The organism is Vibrio halioticoli NBRC 102217 (assembly GCF_000496695.1).
Lineage (GTDB): Bacteria > Pseudomonadota > Gammaproteobacteria > Enterobacterales > Vibrionaceae > Vibrio > Vibrio halioticoli.
The window spans coordinates 1-15,442 of sequence record NZ_BAUJ01000029.1 but is presented as its reverse complement, the minus strand read 5'-3'; the positions used below and the strand labels follow the sequence as shown (position 1 = coordinate 15,442).

General features: G+C 42.4%; 13 protein-coding genes. 1 reads left to right on the top strand and 12 read right to left on the bottom strand.

All coding sequences use genetic code 11. The features are described 5' to 3' along the window. Positions 1–38 precede the first annotated feature (38 nt). From VHA01S_RS09980 to hisC, 5 genes are all read right to left on the bottom strand, one after another. Positions 39–674, bottom strand: coding sequence for an HD domain-containing protein (locus VHA01S_RS09980; protein ID WP_023404234.1), 636 nt, complete (start codon positions 672–674; stop codon positions 39–41). Between the two features lie 223 nt (positions 675–897). Beyond that, positions 898–2,490: an alkyl hydroperoxide reductase subunit F gene (gene ahpF, locus VHA01S_RS09975; RefSeq protein WP_023404233.1), complete on the bottom strand. Its 1,593-nt coding sequence runs from the start codon at positions 2,488–2,490 to the stop codon at positions 898–900. Positions 2,491–2,663: 173 nt separating this feature from the next. After that, positions 2,664–3,221, bottom strand: coding sequence for an alkyl hydroperoxide reductase subunit C (gene ahpC / locus VHA01S_RS09970; protein WP_023404232.1), 558 nt, complete (start codon positions 3,219–3,221; stop codon positions 2,664–2,666). Between the two features lie 513 nt (positions 3,222–3,734). After that, positions 3,735–4,511 carry an ABC transporter substrate-binding protein gene (locus tag VHA01S_RS09965; RefSeq protein WP_023404231.1) on the bottom strand — a complete coding sequence of 259 codons (777 nt, stop codon included), beginning with the start codon at positions 4,509–4,511 and terminating at the stop codon, positions 3,735–3,737. A 14-nt stretch (positions 4,512–4,525) separates the two neighbouring features. Continuing rightward, positions 4,526–5,602: a histidinol-phosphate transaminase gene (gene hisC, locus VHA01S_RS09960; RefSeq protein ID WP_023404230.1), complete on the bottom strand. Its 1,077-nt coding sequence runs from the start codon at positions 5,600–5,602 to the stop codon at positions 4,526–4,528. Between the two features lie 150 nt (positions 5,603–5,752). On the opposite strand from hisC, the gene VHA01S_RS09955 reads away from it, so the two are divergent. After that, entirely contained in the window at positions 5,753–6,634 is an 882-nt protein-coding gene (locus tag VHA01S_RS09955) for a LysR substrate-binding domain-containing protein (RefSeq protein ID WP_023404229.1), read from the top strand. Between the two features lie 259 nt (positions 6,635–6,893). Here the strand turns inward: VHA01S_RS09955 and VHA01S_RS09950 are convergent, their stop codons facing one another. From VHA01S_RS09950 to VHA01S_RS09920, 7 genes are all read right to left on the bottom strand, one after another. Then, the gene (locus VHA01S_RS09950) at positions 6,894–7,874 is read right to left on the bottom strand and encodes a transposase (RefSeq protein WP_217995351.1); all 981 of its coding nucleotides are present in this window, start codon (positions 7,872–7,874) and stop codon (positions 6,894–6,896) included. A 207-nt stretch (positions 7,875–8,081) separates the two neighbouring features. After that, positions 8,082–9,740: a BatD family protein gene (locus tag VHA01S_RS09945; RefSeq protein WP_023404227.1), complete on the bottom strand. Its 1,659-nt coding sequence runs from the start codon at positions 9,738–9,740 to the stop codon at positions 8,082–8,084. A 5-nt stretch (positions 9,741–9,745) separates the two neighbouring features. Next, positions 9,746–11,830, bottom strand: coding sequence for a vWA domain-containing protein (locus VHA01S_RS09940; protein WP_023404226.1), 2,085 nt, complete (start codon positions 11,828–11,830; stop codon positions 9,746–9,748). Then, on the bottom strand, positions 11,823–12,791 hold the full coding sequence (locus VHA01S_RS09935) for a vWA domain-containing protein (RefSeq protein ID WP_023404225.1): 969 nt from the start codon (positions 12,789–12,791) through the stop codon (positions 11,823–11,825). Before VHA01S_RS09935 ends, VHA01S_RS09940 begins: the two co-directional genes overlap by 8 nt. After that, positions 12,788–13,282, bottom strand: coding sequence for a DUF4381 domain-containing protein (locus tag VHA01S_RS09930; protein WP_023404224.1), 495 nt, complete (start codon positions 13,280–13,282; stop codon positions 12,788–12,790). The genes VHA01S_RS09935 and VHA01S_RS09930 overlap by 4 nt, the downstream gene beginning before the upstream one ends. Positions 13,283–13,288: 6 nt before the next feature. Continuing rightward, the gene (locus VHA01S_RS09925; RefSeq protein ID WP_023404223.1) at positions 13,289–14,293 is read right to left on the bottom strand and encodes a DUF58 domain-containing protein; all 1,005 of its coding nucleotides are present in this window, start codon (positions 14,291–14,293) and stop codon (positions 13,289–13,291) included. Between the two features lie 10 nt (positions 14,294–14,303). Further along, positions 14,304–15,260 (bottom strand): AAA family ATPase, encoded by a 957-nt coding sequence (locus tag VHA01S_RS09920; protein ID WP_023404222.1) that lies wholly within the window; start codon positions 15,258–15,260, stop codon positions 14,304–14,306. Positions 15,261–15,442 lie beyond the last annotated feature (182 nt).

Sequence of the window (15,442 nt, the reverse complement as noted above, 5' to 3'; positions counted from 1 at the left end):
CAGCGGTCATTTTGTATCTGACAGAGAGACGTTAAAGATCAGAGGATCTCTTGCCTAAGCTGATTTAAGTATTGGCGCATAAAAATCACCCGCTTATTCGCTTCTTTTTGCCCGGCTTTGGTATTCATTGTTTTGGGCAATTTAAACAGCTTTGTAAAGAAATGGTCGATGGCATAGCGATGATCATCTAACTCTCTTTTTTCTGCAAAAGGGTCGTTATCAGAATATAACTGTCCTTCAAAACTGCTACTGACTTGAATACAGCGCGCAATCCCTATCGCGCCCAGTGAATCTAAGCGATCTGCATCTTGTATTATCTGTGCTTCTAGACTGGTTGGCACAATATCAGCGCTAAAACTGTGCGCAGCAATAGCATGATAAATAGCTTGATAAGTGTGAGCGGGATAGTCGATAGAGATCAAAAATTGCAGCGCTTTATCTGCGGCAAGTTGTGAGCTGAGATGACGCTCAGCGTGATTTTTAGGGTAAGTAAAACAGTCGTGTAAATAAGCAGCGGGTATGATTACCCACAGATCGGCTTGTTCTTGCTTTGCTAACATTTTTGCGGTGCTGACTACCCGTTTGATATGCGACATATCGTGGGCAAGATCATGGGTGGCACTATTAATTAGGAAGTCTTTAAAGACGGGTTCGAAATCTGTGGCTAGTGTCATCTATTGTGCTCGGTTAGATAGGTTTTATCATCATAGCTTAATTGAGTGGGCGCTGTTTATAGCAAGAAGATGATTTCGATATTGAGATCACGCTAGCATAAGAGTGGTTTACATTGGGTTGTATTAATGAGTCTAAAATAGAAAAGGTCTGGCATTGAGTAATGTCAGACCTTTTGAAATCTAGGTTTTGTTGATGGTGACTACTTACTTTTGCTCTCGGTTATTATGCAGTTTCAGTATTTTTTACCGGTGCTGGGTTGCGAATCAGGTGGTCAAATGCACCTAGGCTAGCTTTTGCACCTTCTCCCATAGCGATGATAATTTGCTTATAAGGAACGGTAGTGACATCACCGGCCGCAAAAACACCTTTCATTGAGGTTGCGCCATGTGCATTGATTTCGATTTCGCCGCGTGGAGATAGCTCAACTTTAGTCTCTTTTAGCCATTCGCTATTTGGCATTAAACCAATTTGTACGAAGATGCCTGCAAGTTCAATTTGCTTAAGCTCGTCAGTATTACGGTCTTTGTATTCAAGACCAGTTACGCGGTTTCCATCACCAAGTACACGAGTTGTTTGTGCCATTTTTATGATTTCAATGTTTGGCGTCGAGTTTGCTTTGTCGATCAATACTTGGTCAGCGCGCAATGTATCGGCAAATTCCAGAACCGTAACGTGCTTAACAATACCTGACAGGTCGATAGCCGCTTCGATGCCTGAGTTACCGCCACCGATAACGGCCGTGCTCTTACCTTTAAATAGTGGACCATCACAGTGTGGGCAGTACGCGACGCCTTTGTTGCGGTACTCTTGCTCACCAGGCACGTTCATTTCACGCCAGCGTGCACCTGTGCTAGTTATCACTGTACGTGCTTTTAGTGTTGCGCCGCTTTCTAGCTCAACATGGATGTATCCGTCTTCAGTTTCTTGTGCATCGATAATATTGGCGGCACGTTGCTCGGTAATCACTTCAACGCCGTATTCTTTTACATGCTCTTCTAGGCTTGCGACAAGTTTAGGGCCGGTCGTGGCTTTGACTGAGATAAAGTTTTCGATTGCCATGGTATCCATGACCTGACCGCCAAATCGCTCTGCAACGACGCCAGTACGAATGCCTTTACGCGCAGCATAGATAGCTGCAGAAGAGCCAGCAGGGCCGCCGCCGACCACTAATACATCAAATGGCGCTTGTTTATCTAAGCTTGCTGCTTTTTTCTCTGCAGCACCTGAGTCTACTTTGTTTAGTATTTCAGCAAGCGACATACGGCCTTGACCAAATAGCTCGCCGTTCACAAATACGCTTGGCACTGCCATGATATCGCGAGACTTCACTTCCTCTTGGAAGGCAGAGCCATCGATCATGGTGGTTTTCACCAATGGGTTTATTGCCGACATCATGTTGAATGCTTGCACAACTTCAGGGCAGTTTTGGCATGATAGTGAGATAAAGATTTCAACGTTAAGTGGCTGATTAAGCTCTTTTATTTGCTCAATAGTTTCTGCATCTAATTTGATTGGATGATTACCAGTGTGCAGAAGTGCCAGTACGAGAGAGGTAAATTCATGCCCCATAGGTAGACCGGCAAAACCAATGGCTGTGCCTTTTTCTGGGTTGACCACTTGCATGATTGGCTGGCGAGTGCTCGCGTTATCATCACGAACAATTTCAATTTTGTTAGTCAGTGAAACAATATCTTCTGCTAATGCTTGAAGCTTGTTAGCGGTGTCACTGCCATCAAGGCTAAGTACAAGCTGAACGTTTGTTTTTAGGTTTTCTAAGTATGCTTTGAGCTGTTGCTTCATTGCTTGATCTAACATAATTGTGCCTACTCTAAAGTTGGTAGCTTAAGGTGTCATACCTTCTTGCTAAAAAAGGGAAATATAAAAATGGGATGCAAGATGGTTAATAAGGTAAAGGTGGCACGCTTTGAACCTTTAGTAGATAAGCCAAAGCGTGCCGGTTGAACTCTAATAATATTTAGGTTCGAATTTTAGATTTTGCCTACTAGGTCAAGAGAAGGTACTAGTGTTTCTTCGCCTTCTTCCCATTTAGCTGGGCAAACTTCACCAGGGTTAGCTGCTACGTATTGTGCTGCTTTAACTTTACGTAGTAGGTCACCAGCGTTACGGCCAATGCCTTCAGCTGTGATTTCCATTGCTTGGATAACGCCTTCCGGGTCAACTAGGAATGTAGCGCGGTCTGCAAGACCTTGACCTTCACGCATTACGTTGAAGTTGTTTGTGATAGCGCCTGATTGGTCACCAACCATGAAGTAGTTGATTTTGCCGATTGTGTCAGAGCTTGCGTGCCATGCTTTGTGAGTGAAGTGAGTGTCAGTTGATACTGAATAAACTTCTACGCCGCGGCTTTGTAGTTCTTCGTAGTGGTCTGCAAGATCACCGAGCTCAGTTGGACAAACAAAAGTAAAATCAGCAGGGTAGAAGAAGAAGATTGCCCACTTGCCTTTTACGTCTTGCTCTGAAATTTCTACGAACTCACCGTTTTTGAATGCTGTAGCTTGGAATGGCTTGATTTCTGTGTTGATCATTTTGTCACTCTCTTTACTTGATTTAATGGTTAACGCTGTATTGCGTCGATGGAGTTATATTGCCTCAAGACACGGCATAGATAAATTTGAACGTTTCTATCATTACGATAGGAAAAACCTATCAAAATAAATGACGTATCGTGTTGTTTTATTAATGGGCTATGAGAGTGGTGGGGTTTTGATTGTTGTGGGTGGCACAGTAGAGGTGAGGGCTGTTGGTTTTGCTGTGTGAGCTTGTTTAACTATGTGTTTTAACAATGGGTGTCATGTTAGTGAAAGAGTGGGGTAAGGGCTGGATTGGGTTGTTCAAAGGGATTTTTCTATGGGTGGCACATTACGGCAAGATCTTTGGTGATGCTCTTTTGAGACTGTTCTAGGTTATTTTATGAAAGCTTTTAACAATGGGTGTCACGATTAATTGATAGGGGATATGTATGGGTGTCTGGTTTAATGGTTAAAAAAAAGAAAGGTCTGACGCTATGCATCAGACCTTATGTGTAGGGATATTGGGTTTTATTTTAAGTCTGCGCCGTAAATATCGAAGTTAAAGTATTTAGAAGCAATTTTGTCGTAAGTACCGTTGGCACGAATAGTCGCAATAGCTTTGTTAAATTTCTCTGCTAAGGCTTTGTCTTGTTTTCTTAATGCAAGGGCGGTGCCTTCACCGATGTAAGCTTTGTCTGTCACAGCTTTGCCTTTAAATTCAAAGCCTTTACCTGCTTCTTTATCTAGGAAAGCCAGCATAAGTTGGTCAGCATTGCCAAAGGTGACATCCAAACGACCATTTTGCATATCTAAGTAAACTTCATCTTGGCCGCTGTAACGTTTGATGGTTGCGATTTTACCAAATTTATCAGTGACATAACGGTCGTGGATAGTACCTTGTTGTACGCCAATCACTTTACCTTTTAGACCTTGCTCATCCATGCTGATATTACTATCTGCTTTGGCTACGAAGCGTGCTGGTGTTTGGTAGTATTTATCAGTGAACAATACGTGTTTTTTACGTTCTTCAGTAATACGCATAGAAGCCATAATGACATCTGATTTACGAGCTAATAGGCTAGGAATAAGTGCATCCCAGCTTTGAGACACCCATGTACAATCAAGTTTTGCTTCAGCACATAACGCGTCTGCAATTTCAATATCAAATCCAACAGGTTTGCCCTCTGCATTTTTGTAGTTAAAAGGCGCATAGGTAAAATCTGATGCTAGACGAACCTGTTTAGCCATAACATTAGCAGAACAGAGTGAGGCGGCAAAAGTAAGTGCAAGTAGGAGCTTTTTCATTCTTATTTCCCTTTTTAGAGCGATGAAATTGAGTATTGGTTTATGAGTTGAGCGACTTCCATCATCGACTCTGGCGAGCCTATCGTGATTCTGACGCAGTTGTTTAGTGCTGGTTCATGAGATTGATTACGAGTAACAACCCCATTTTCTTTTAAGTAGTTGAAAAGCTGAGCTTTTGAGTTTGTACGAATTAAAACAAAGTTAGTTGAAGATGGATAAATATGCTCAATCCATTGATTGTTTTTGATTGCTTCAATAAAAGTATGTTTGATTTTGATAACCTCTGAGGTGCTTTTTAACGCAATATCAATACCTTCTGCTGACAGAGCATCTAGAACAATTTTTGCTGAACAATCAGGCATTGGATAAGGAGGAATAAGTTTTAGCACATATTCCATAATGTCTTCATTTGCTAGGATGAAACCGCAACGAACCGCAGCAAGTCCAAAGGCTTTGGAGAGCGTACGAATTACAACTAGATTTGGGTATGTTGCGATAAGGTCAATGACTGTTTCCGCTAATTCAAATTCGATATAAGCTTCATCAATAACAACTAAAGCATCGTGTTGTGTTCCCTCAAGTACTGAAATTATGTCAGTACGTGACAATAGGTTTCCAGTAGGGTTATTTGGAGAGCATAAAAAGACAATTTTTGCTTGAGGTGCATTTTGAATAATACCTTCGACATCTAATTGAAATTCTTTACCTTTTAATGGCACATCAATGGTTTCTACTGCCATTGCATCTGCACAGAACTCATACATTGCGTAGGTTGGTGAGCTGATAAGTATTTTATCTGCGCCAGGTTTACAGAAAGTTCTTACAAGTAAATCAATGGCTTCATCAGCGCCACGTACAGCTACAGCAGGAACATTGGTTTGGCAATAATTTTGATACGCGACAGCAATGTCATGAGGCAAAAAATCCGGATAACGATTGTAGTCTTCAGTGTGTGTAGCATAGTGAATACCATGCTCTAATTCGTTGGCATTTAACCACAGTCTACCTGCACCACCAATGCGACGAGCAGATTGATAAGGTATCAGTTTTTTTATGCTTTCAGGAGCGAGTCTTGCGGCTAAAGATGTCATGAGTTAAATACTCTAAATGAATGTTAAATTAATAAAACTGCCTAACAATTCAGTTTTCAGTGTTTATGTGGCTAATTTAATCAAAAACTGTTTGAGTAAGTATCGAAATAAACACATACTAGCCATGCATTTAACTCATGGTTAATTATTATGAATACTAGACTACCCTCAACGAAAAGTTTGCAAGTTTTCCTTGCCACTGCGGAGTATTTGAACTTTACGCATGCTGCTCAAGCGATGAATATGACTCAGGGCGCTATCAGTCGTCAGATACAGTCATTAGAGGAGTTCACGGGTGTTGCTTTGTTCTATCGTCAGGCTAGGGGATTAGCGCTAACTGTCGAGGGCAGTAAGTTTGTCCCGTTGGCTGCAGACATTGTAGATCGTCTGAAAAAGGCCGTGGTAAAGGTTGCAGAGCGTTCTAACAGAATAAAGCTCAATGCTCCTAGTTGTGTGACTTCATGGTTATTACCAAGGCTGATGTCATTTCAACAGGGCCACCCAGACATAGAAGTTGAGTTGACATCCAGCATTAAGCATCAACATATCCCGAATTTTGAATCATTTGATTTGGTCATAGTGTACGGAAGACCACTTCATTCATTATCAGTAAGTGAGCACATACTTTTTGAAGAGAAGTTGACTCCCATTTGTGCGCCACAACTTTGGAATAAAGTTGTTGGAAATCAGTCTCAGTGGAATGATAGTGAACTGTCTAACTTTACATGGCTACATGCTAACCCTTCACATAGCGATTGGGCTCTATGGTTGGAAAAATCCAACAATACCTCGCAAAAAGGTCAGCGAAATCAAATCTTTTCGACTTTAGACCAAGCAATGAATGCCGCTCAACAAGGCTTTGGTATCGCTATTGGGGACATCACTCTTGCCGAAGAAGACTTAAAATTAAACCGTCTAATGCGCCCATACCCTAGTCATGTTACTTCGGGACAGAGCTATTATTTGCTAAGGCCAGCAGAAGCGAAAGCACCTGAAATTGATGAGTTTATTGAATGGTTGCTTCCAGAGTGATCTATTTAATTATGCCACCCATTGTTAAATTACATTATTTAATCAATTAATATTGCCACCCACTGTTAATAATGTGGTTAATGAATAGTATTTTTGCTTTTAGTTGTTGGAATCGTTCAATTGCCATTAGGAGTGAGCGTAAATTCTGTCATCAGCTAAGAATTGTCAGGATTTGAGCTAGAAATTTATTTTAGAAGCATAGTTAACTGACCTATAGCCTCATTCTGCTAAAAGGGGAAATATAAGATTAGGACATTGGTTAACTAGCGTGAAGGTATTGGCAGCAGGTTAAGAAGTGACGCCTCTTTTTTTCTAGATGCCCACAATAACAAGTGAGTTCTTCTAACGAACCTACTGGACCATGGAAGATCTTGCCAAAATCTGATGTAAGCTTTAGCCAATTATCATGAGATATATTTAATTTTGTCAGCAAGTTAGCGCTTGTTTCATCAATTGCTCCGGGCTTTCCTTCTTGAAGCATACGACCTGTAGTATCAACGAGTCGGAGATACTCTTTTAGTGAAAATGAAACTCCCTTTGGTTGATGATTAAATTCATTTTCTATAAAGGGCAGTAGGGGTTTGGGTTGTTCTCCTTTTAGCGCTGAACGAATACGAAGCTGAATACTCGTATGCTCTGAGTCTTCTAAGGTTTTGGCTAATTTAGCTCTGATGGGGTTTAAATCCACATAAGCCATACACGCGAGAAGAGCAGCATCATCAAGTAACGCTTGCGACTTAAACCGGCCTTCCCAAAATCGGCCAGTACATTGATCTTCTTGATTTGCTCGTCTCGCTATTGGTTCATTAAGGCAGCGCATAAACCAACTAATATCACACAGTCGGCTACGATAGGTTGCAATCCTATGTTTGAGAGTGGATATTTCAAACTCCTCTATCAATGCACCTTTGGTGAATTTATGAGTCAATTCATCACCTTTGAATAGCTTATGCCATTGCTCCACTACCTTCTGGTCACTCCAATTGTTGACCATATCGACATCAATTCGCAATACAACGTGTAGGTGATTCGACATAACAGCAAATGCCGCGACATCAATGGCGAATATACTAGCGAGTTTGATTAGCCGCGATTCAACCCATGCTCGCCTGTGGTCATAATTTCTTCCTGAATAAGAGTCGTGGCCACAAAGATAGGCTCTACGGACCACTCGGCTACAGCAGTGATAATATGGGGTGTCTTCGATACTAATTTGGGTTCTGCGAGGACAGGGCATCATATGACTCCAATATCGATAATTTATTGCAGTCTAGGTGAATAATGGAAACCCTGTTATCCATTGTAGAGTGATTTAAGTATGGTTTTTATAGTGGGTGGCTCAATTAATTCCGCAACCGGGCTTATTTATATGCGGGCTTTGAAAGGTTTGATTGGGTGTCCTAATAAAAACCGCCCTCAAATGAAGGCGGTAATTAATAGATATTAACTAAAGACGAGCAAGATCATTCTCTTTATTAATCCCGTTACTTTCAGCATTTTTAATCATTTTGATTAGCGTAGAGCTGTCCCATTCTTTCGATTCTTTTCCTATGAGTGATTGATTCATAAGAGTTATTTGCGCTTTTATTGCAATTGTATCTTTTTGCTTAATATCTTCAGCCTTTAGCCAGCGCTCTAGTATATCTTGAGCTTTTATAGAATCGCCTTGTTGTATCGCCTTTATAAGTTGACGTTGCAGATCACCTTCGATGTGGCTTGTATAAGATGGCTGTTTAGGAGTTGAGTTGTATTGTCTAGCTCGTAACCACATGATGGTGGAAAATAGCCATAACACAGCAAATAGAGCGGTTAATAATTGCCATAATTTATTGTCGTTAGTATGGGTGTCCATATTTTGTGGATGCTCAGTTAAGTTTGCATCTAAATTCATGGGTGGCCTTGTTGTGGGTGTGGGCGCAGGCAGAGTTTCCGGGTTATCGCCAGGGTTTACCTTTATATTTAGTCCATCAACATGACTTGTTTGTGCTTGCTTAGTTGTTGAGTTCCACCATTGTACGGTGACGTCTGGTAAGGTGTATTCGCCACTTTGTTTGGCGATTAATACTTGCTTGGTATTCATGGTAACGCTACCGTCATCATTTTCTACAAAGCTTGGTTTTTCACTATATACACGAAAAGCGTCTGGATTTTCTATGGTTAGATTTGGTAATTGTGCAGAGGTAAGCCCTGCTGCCGTCAAGCTAATAGTGCGGGTTAGTGAGTCACCAGCCTCAATCGTAACTGATTGACTATTGATGGTTTTGTTATTGTCTAACTGCCAATTTTGAGACAGATCCAATTTAGATGTTGGCAGCCATTGTCCATGATAGTTATCAGGAATAGGCAGTACCTTAATAGCGATCTGTTTAGGTTGGTCGTCTAGAGATATAATGTGGCTGCTACCTTGACGGTTTCCGTAACGTACTGCGCCAGAGAGCGTTGGTGCATTGATCGTAAACTCACCACTTGTCGTGCCTGTCACACGAAATGCTTGATCTATGATAAGTACTTCTACACCATCAACAACCGCTTGATATTGCTTAGGTTCTGCTAATGCTTTTAATTGCAAACCAGATGCCTTTGGTGGTGTTAAATTAGGGTTTTGCAAAAGGCGAGGATCAACCTTAACAATAATTCGAGTATTTAAGGTGGTGCTTTCATTTGGATAGAGTTCTTTTCTATCCAACTTAGTACGAACCTCAATAAGATCTTTAGTATCAGGCGTTTGCGCATTTGCCGTAACTTTTAAAGTAATTGGCGCTGTTTTTGCGTTCTCGATATTAAAAGCAGGAATGGTCAGTGTTCCCGTTTTACGTGGTGCAATAGATACTGTCCACACGCTACTATCGGTACGTTTACCATTCATGATATTTACTGATGAGCCAAAGCTTGGTCGGCTAACATAAAAATTATCAGATAAAACATTTAGATTAATGCTGTCACTATCGAGCTTTTCATCGGCTGCTACTTTTAGTTGAATGATTTCATCTTTGGTGACTGTAGTTTTGCTGACACTTGCGGTGACATTAAGAGCCCACGACGAAAAGCTACAGAGTAAGCCTGTAGTAAGTGCGAACGTGGAAATAACGGATTTAAATTTAATCATTATCGCTACCAACTTTTCCCATTTGATGCCGGTGTTTCTTTATGTTTTGCTTGAAGTAGCATCTGTGCTTTAAGCAAATAACTCGGGTCTCGAACACTTTCTACTTGTTCTAACTTTCTCATATCTGGATCAACTTTCTGTTGCTGAGCTTTTCCTTTGGATGCCGAAGACAGCGGCTTAGTCTTTTTACCTTCAGGAGTCGACTTTTCGGATTCCTTAGTCTGCTGACTGTGCTTCACATGAGCTTGTTTTTGCAGATCTTTTCCCGATTTACTTTTCTGTTTAGGTGTTTGTTCAGACTCCGGTTTTTTACTTTTTTGTCCCTTATCTAAGTCCTGCTTTTGAGACCTAGATTGAGGCGTACTAGATGTCTGATTTTGTTCAGCTTGTTGACGATTATTTTTATCGGTTTGACCGTTATTTTGTTGGTCTTTAGATTGACTCTGCTGTGACTTATCGCCAGACTTTTGTTGCTGTTGCTGTTGCTGTTGCTGTTGCTGTTGCTGTTGCTGTTGCTGTTGCTGTTGCTGTTGCTGTTGCTGTTGCTGTTGCTGTTGCTGTTGCTGTTGCTGTTGCTGTTGCTGTTGCTGTTGCTGTTGCTGTTGCTGTTGCTGTTGCTGTTGCTGTTGCTGTTGCTGTTGCTGTTGCTGTTGCTGTTGCTGTTGCTGTTGCTGTTGCTGTTGCTGTTGCTGTTGCTGTTGCTGTTGCTGTTGCTGTTGCTGTTGCTGTTGCTGTTTTTTGACAAGTTCAAGATTATATTTCGCATCAGCATGATCAGGGTTTTGCTTAAGCACAGCTTCATAGCTTTCAATTGCTTTATCCAAATCACCATGTTGAGCGTACGCATTCCCCAAATTGTAAATAGAGTCGATATCCTTAAATCCCTGTAGGCTATCAATCGCCCCCGCATAATCGCCCGCATTATACTGAGCAGCTGCTTTCCATTTAAAATCCTTAAATGAATGGGTGGCACCAGAAAAGTCTTTTTTCTGAAAGGCAGAATATCCGCGTTGGTTTGAATTTGAGAAGGCGTTATTTAACGTTGATGCTTGAGCATTATTAGTGTTCAACCCTAGGCCGATAAAGAGTAGCGCGGAGGAAAACACTAAGCCTTTACGAAATAAAGGTAACAAGCACAATAGAGCGAAAGGCATCAACCAAAAGCCGTTATTAATCTTTGCTTCTACCTGCTGTTTTTTATGGGTGTCTCCCGTTTTTCCCGTTTTTGCGGAGATTAAGGTGTCGAAGGTTGAGTTTGTGACTAGGTTGGCGATGTCTTGGTTGTCGTGGCGATATTGGGCGAAGTGGCCGTTTCCGATCCTGGCGGCGGATTTTAAGTGGTTGAATTGTGTTTTCGCGATTACAGTGGCGCCAGTTGAAGTGGTCAATAGTGAGCCATCAGCTTGCGGAATTGGTGCGCCGTCTTTGGAGCCAAAGGCTAATACAGATAACGACCATTGACCGTGGTTGAGTAACTCTTTGATGTTGTCTAATTCACTTTGATCAAGATCATCGGCAAATAACAAGATTTCACCTTTGTTAAGACCCGCTTGCTTCATCATAGTGATGGCTTGTTTTACCCCAAGATCGGCTCTTGCTCCCTGAATGGGCATAATGTCGGGAGATAGATTGTGTATCAAATTAGCCAATGTTGCGGCATCAGTGGTGAGAGGGCTTAAGGTATACGCGTCACCTGCAAATGCCACCAATCCTGTTTGCCCTTGCTTAAACAAAGGCAAAATATCTTGCGCTTTGTATCTGATTTGGTCTAAACGGCTTGGTTTTATATCGTTGGCATATACCGAACGAGACATATCTAGCACTAGCACGCGTGCATGAGCAGATTGAGAGGCCGGAATGTTTTGTTTTTCAAAGCTTGGGCCTGCCAATGCGATGATCAACAGCGCAGAAAATATCGAAGGCCATACATACGACCATTTTTTTTGTGGCACTTTATCTCTCATCGCCTTGGCTAAATGTTTAGCGATCATTTGCGAGTTTGCCGAGCTACTTTTCATCCAAGTAAGTAGGATTAGCACAGGTATCACAAGCCAAAATGCTTGCGGATAAAGAAATTCAAAATTAGACATCATTTCTCCTTATCACAACAGTGACCATGACCAGCAAGAAACCAATGAGTGCTGGCCACATAAACCACTCGTTTCTTGGGCGCCAAGATTGAGTAGCTTTTTGGATAGGTTGTAAGTTGTTGATTGTGTCGTAGATGTGTTCCAAGTCTTTTGCGTCACGGGCTCTAAAGTATTGCCCGCCGGTCATTTCTGCAATTTTGGTTAAAGACTTTTCATCCAGATCTTCAGCGGTATTTACGGTGCGAGTCATAAAGAAATCTTGCACTTGCATTTTGCCTGCACCTACGCCGATGGTGTAAATCGTCGCTTTATATTTTTTTGCAATTTCAGCCGCTTGAATAGGGTCCAATACCCCGGCATTATTACTGCCATCGCTGAGTAAAATCATGACACGTTGCGGCGCATCGCTATCGACAAAGGTTTTGGTGGCAAGCCCAATCCCGTCGCCAATCGCAGTTTGAGTACCGATTAGCTTCAGAACCGTTTGGTTTAACTGCTCTTTTACCGTTTCTCTATCGAAGGTTAATGGTGTTTGCAAATAAGCATGATCGGCAAAATAAACCAGCCCTAAGCGATCCCCTGAGCGCTTATCAATAAAGTTTGAAACTACATGCTTAACCGCCGATAAGCGATCAATGTAGTCATTACCCTGCTGCATATCCTCTTGACTCATGGAGTAAGAAAGGTCAATGACCAGCATCATATCGCGATGTTTAGGGTGTATTTCGATAGGGTCGCCATACCAAACAGGTCGCGCGCTAGCGGTCACCAATAAAACCCATGCCAAAATAGCGAGAATTTTTGCCAGTCGGGTAGTTTTGTCTTGTACCGTCGCGGTTTGCGACAGATGCGGTAAGACAACGAGTGCGTTTGCTGGTTGTTCTTTTAGAAAGCGAAATGCGAGATAAGGTAGAGGTAATGCAAAGAACATCCACCACCATTCAAAGGTAAAACCGCTCATGATTCATTCCAATTCCGATATTTTCTTTTAGGAGGAAGGGCATGCTCAAGCCAATAAGCACAGTCCTCGATTAGCGCAAGGTTAGTGTGGTGTTCATTCACGCCAGAAGAATAAAGCCCTATTTGCCATTGTTCGTTTTTAGCCATAAAGCGAGGCGTTGATAACTGCGAGTCTAAGAAGGACAGCCATTCATCGCCGGTCAAATTAGCGATATCTTCACGTGGAAAGTAACTCAATGCCGCTTGGCGCAATAACTCTTGTGCTTCCGAGATAGTGAGTTGATGCGCGGGTTGATTGAGTATGTGTAAAGCCGCCTTTTTAGCTCGATTACGGTTGCGTATCTTCTTATGCGTAATAAAAGCGGCCAGTAGCACAATCACAATTAACGCCAATCCCCCCCAATATCCCCAAGCCAAAGGCCAAGCGCTTGGCTCGGGTGGCAGGTGAAGTGATTTAAGAGGGAGTGTGTGTGCTTGGTTGGTTTGGGTCATGGATAATTACTTAAGTGAATGATGTAAAAGTTGTTGTAAAACCGGTGTACCGCTTGAAATCTGAGAAAGTGCGATACCGTACTGACTTAATTGCTCAGTCAATAGTTGCTGCTGCTGTTCAAACGCATTTTTAATGGCATTTTTGGCTTTACGACTGGATAAGTTAACAGAAACGATATGCTCTTTTGCTTGCAGTTTTTGTACGCCTTTAGCATGGGTGTCCCCCATTTCTATTGGGTCGTATATTTGGATTGCTCTTACTCTGTTGTGGGCTGATATCTGGGTGACCAGTTTAATGTCAGCTTCGGAGAAGGCAGAAAAATCGCTTAAAATGATTAATTCACTGCCTTTTTTGCAGCGATTGGCGATAACTTGCATAGAATCGTTTTGTTCAGAACTGACGTTATCAAGCTGACCATATAGCCCTTGGTTATGCACTTCACACAGTTTATTGAGCAGTTGCAGTAGGGCGACTTTAGAGGTGGATGGCCTTATTTCTGTGATGTGGTTGCCGCAGCGGATGAAAGCGCCGACGCGATCTTTGTTGGCGATGGCTATCCATGCTAATAAGCTGGCAAGGTGACACATTTGTACTGATTTAAGCAGCAACTGTGTGCCAGTGAACATGCTGGGGGTTAAATCTAGAAATAAAATCACGGGGCGTTCACGCTCTTCGGTGAACAGTTTGGTGTGCACTTTACCTGTGCGTGCGGTTACGCGCCAATCTATTTGGCGCACATCGTCGCCTGCTTGGTACTGACGCACTTCCGAAAACGTCATTCCGCGCCCTTTGCGTGAGCTAGAATGTTGCCCATTGAGTTGTGACCATAGGCTTTTGGCTGGTGGTTGCCAGCGTTTTCCGTGCAGTTGATAAAAACTCAGCTCGTCAATACTGACAGTTACGCCATTGGTGCTGTCGGGCAGGTGAGCAGACGATAACGTCTGCTCTGTTTTATGCGAACGATGGGCACTCCTGCCCCAAAAAGCATGCGCTTTTAAACCTTCAAACATGCTTGTTGCCTTATGCTGATGCTACAGTGCGCAGAAGCTCTTCGATGACTTTATTGCCGTTGATGCCTTCTGCTTGAGCTTGATAAGTCAACAATAAGCGATGACGAAGCACTGGGTAGATGACGGCATGGATGTCTTCTGGGCTAACAAAGTCGCGCCCGGAAAGCCATGCATTGGCACGAGCCGCACGGTCGAGTGCAATGGTGGCGCGCGGGCTTACGCCCATTTCTATCCAGTTGCTGAGTTGTTCGCTATAAGCGCTTGGCTCACGGGTCGCCATAATCAAACGTATGATGTATTTTTCGATGGTTTCTGCCATGTGAATAGACAGTACCTGACGACGCGCTTCAAAAATATCTTGCTGTGACAATTTGTGGGTAAAGGTACTCACTTCACCCAACGCTTCGCCGCGGTTTAAGCGCAAAATATCCAACTCGCTTTGTGCATTTGGATAATCCACTTCTAGGTGCAGTAAAAAGCGGTCTAGTTGTGCCTCAGGTAACGGGTAGGTACCTTCTTGCTCGATGGGGTTTTGTGTTGCCATCACTAAAAACAGTTCAGGCAGTGGATATGTAGTTTGTCCGACACTGATTTGTTTTTCAGCCATAGCTTCAAGCATGGCTGCTTGTACTTTAGCGGGAGCACGGTTCACTTCATCCGCTAGAACTAATGAATGAAAAATAGGGCCGGGCTTGAACTGAAATTCACCGGTCTCTGGACGATAAACATCGGTACCTGTTAAATCTGATGGTAGTAAATCTGGGGTAAATTGAACTCGATGAAAACTCCCTTCAATACAGTCAGCCAAAGATTTTACGGCGCGAGTTTTTGCCAATCCAGGAGGTCCCTCTACCAAAATGTGACCATCGGCGAGAAGTGCGACAAGCAGTTGTTTAACAAGATTGTCCTGACCAATAACTTGGGTTTCTAAGTAGCGTTGTAGTTGCTGGAAAGACTGCGCTGGCATGTAATTGTTCCTTGTTGCGAGCAAAGCGATAAATAATAGATGAAAGATCTGAGAAAAAGTTCCCTAGTTAGGTCATTGTTTTATCGATAATAAAAATTAACCTAGTTTCTATATCTTAGATTTGGGCACATCAGGTTCAGTTCAAGGGTTTTATACCAATAGTACTAAATAACTGCTCATTC

Coding starts and splice junctions, on each gene's coding strand:
- hisC (WP_023404230.1), bottom strand. CDS start 5,602: ATGACATCTTTAGCCGCAAGACTCGCTCCTGAAAGCATAAAAAAACTG.
- VHA01S_RS09940 (WP_023404226.1), bottom strand. CDS start 11,830: ATGTCTAATTTTGAATTTCTTTATCCGCAAGCATTTTGGCTTGTGATA.
- VHA01S_RS09980 (WP_023404234.1), bottom strand. CDS start 674: ATGACACTAGCCACAGATTTCGAACCCGTCTTTAAAGACTTCCTAATT.
- VHA01S_RS09925 (WP_023404223.1), bottom strand. CDS start 14,293: ATGTTTGAAGGTTTAAAAGCGCATGCTTTTTGGGGCAGGAGTGCCCAT.
- VHA01S_RS09945 (WP_023404227.1), bottom strand. CDS start 9,740: ATGATTAAATTTAAATCCGTTATTTCCACGTTCGCACTTACTACAGGC.
- VHA01S_RS09930 (WP_023404224.1), bottom strand. CDS start 13,282: ATGACCCAAACCAACCAAGCACACACACTCCCTCTTAAATCACTTCAC.
- VHA01S_RS09950 (WP_217995351.1), bottom strand. CDS start 7,874: ATGATGCCCTGTCCTCGCAGAACCCAAATTAGTATCGAAGACACCCCA.
- VHA01S_RS09935 (WP_023404225.1), bottom strand. CDS start 12,791: ATGAGCGGTTTTACCTTTGAATGGTGGTGGATGTTCTTTGCATTACCT.
- VHA01S_RS09955 (WP_023404229.1), top strand. CDS start 5,753: ATGAATACTAGACTACCCTCAACGAAAAGTTTGCAAGTTTTCCTTGCC.
- ahpC (WP_023404232.1), bottom strand. CDS start 3,221: ATGATCAACACAGAAATCAAGCCATTCCAAGCTACAGCATTCAAAAAC.
- ahpF (WP_023404233.1), bottom strand. CDS start 2,490: ATGTTAGATCAAGCAATGAAGCAACAGCTCAAAGCATACTTAGAAAAC.
- VHA01S_RS09920 (WP_023404222.1), bottom strand. CDS start 15,260: ATGCCAGCGCAGTCTTTCCAGCAACTACAACGCTACTTAGAAACCCAA.
- VHA01S_RS09965 (WP_023404231.1), bottom strand. CDS start 4,511: ATGAAAAAGCTCCTACTTGCACTTACTTTTGCCGCCTCACTCTGTTCT.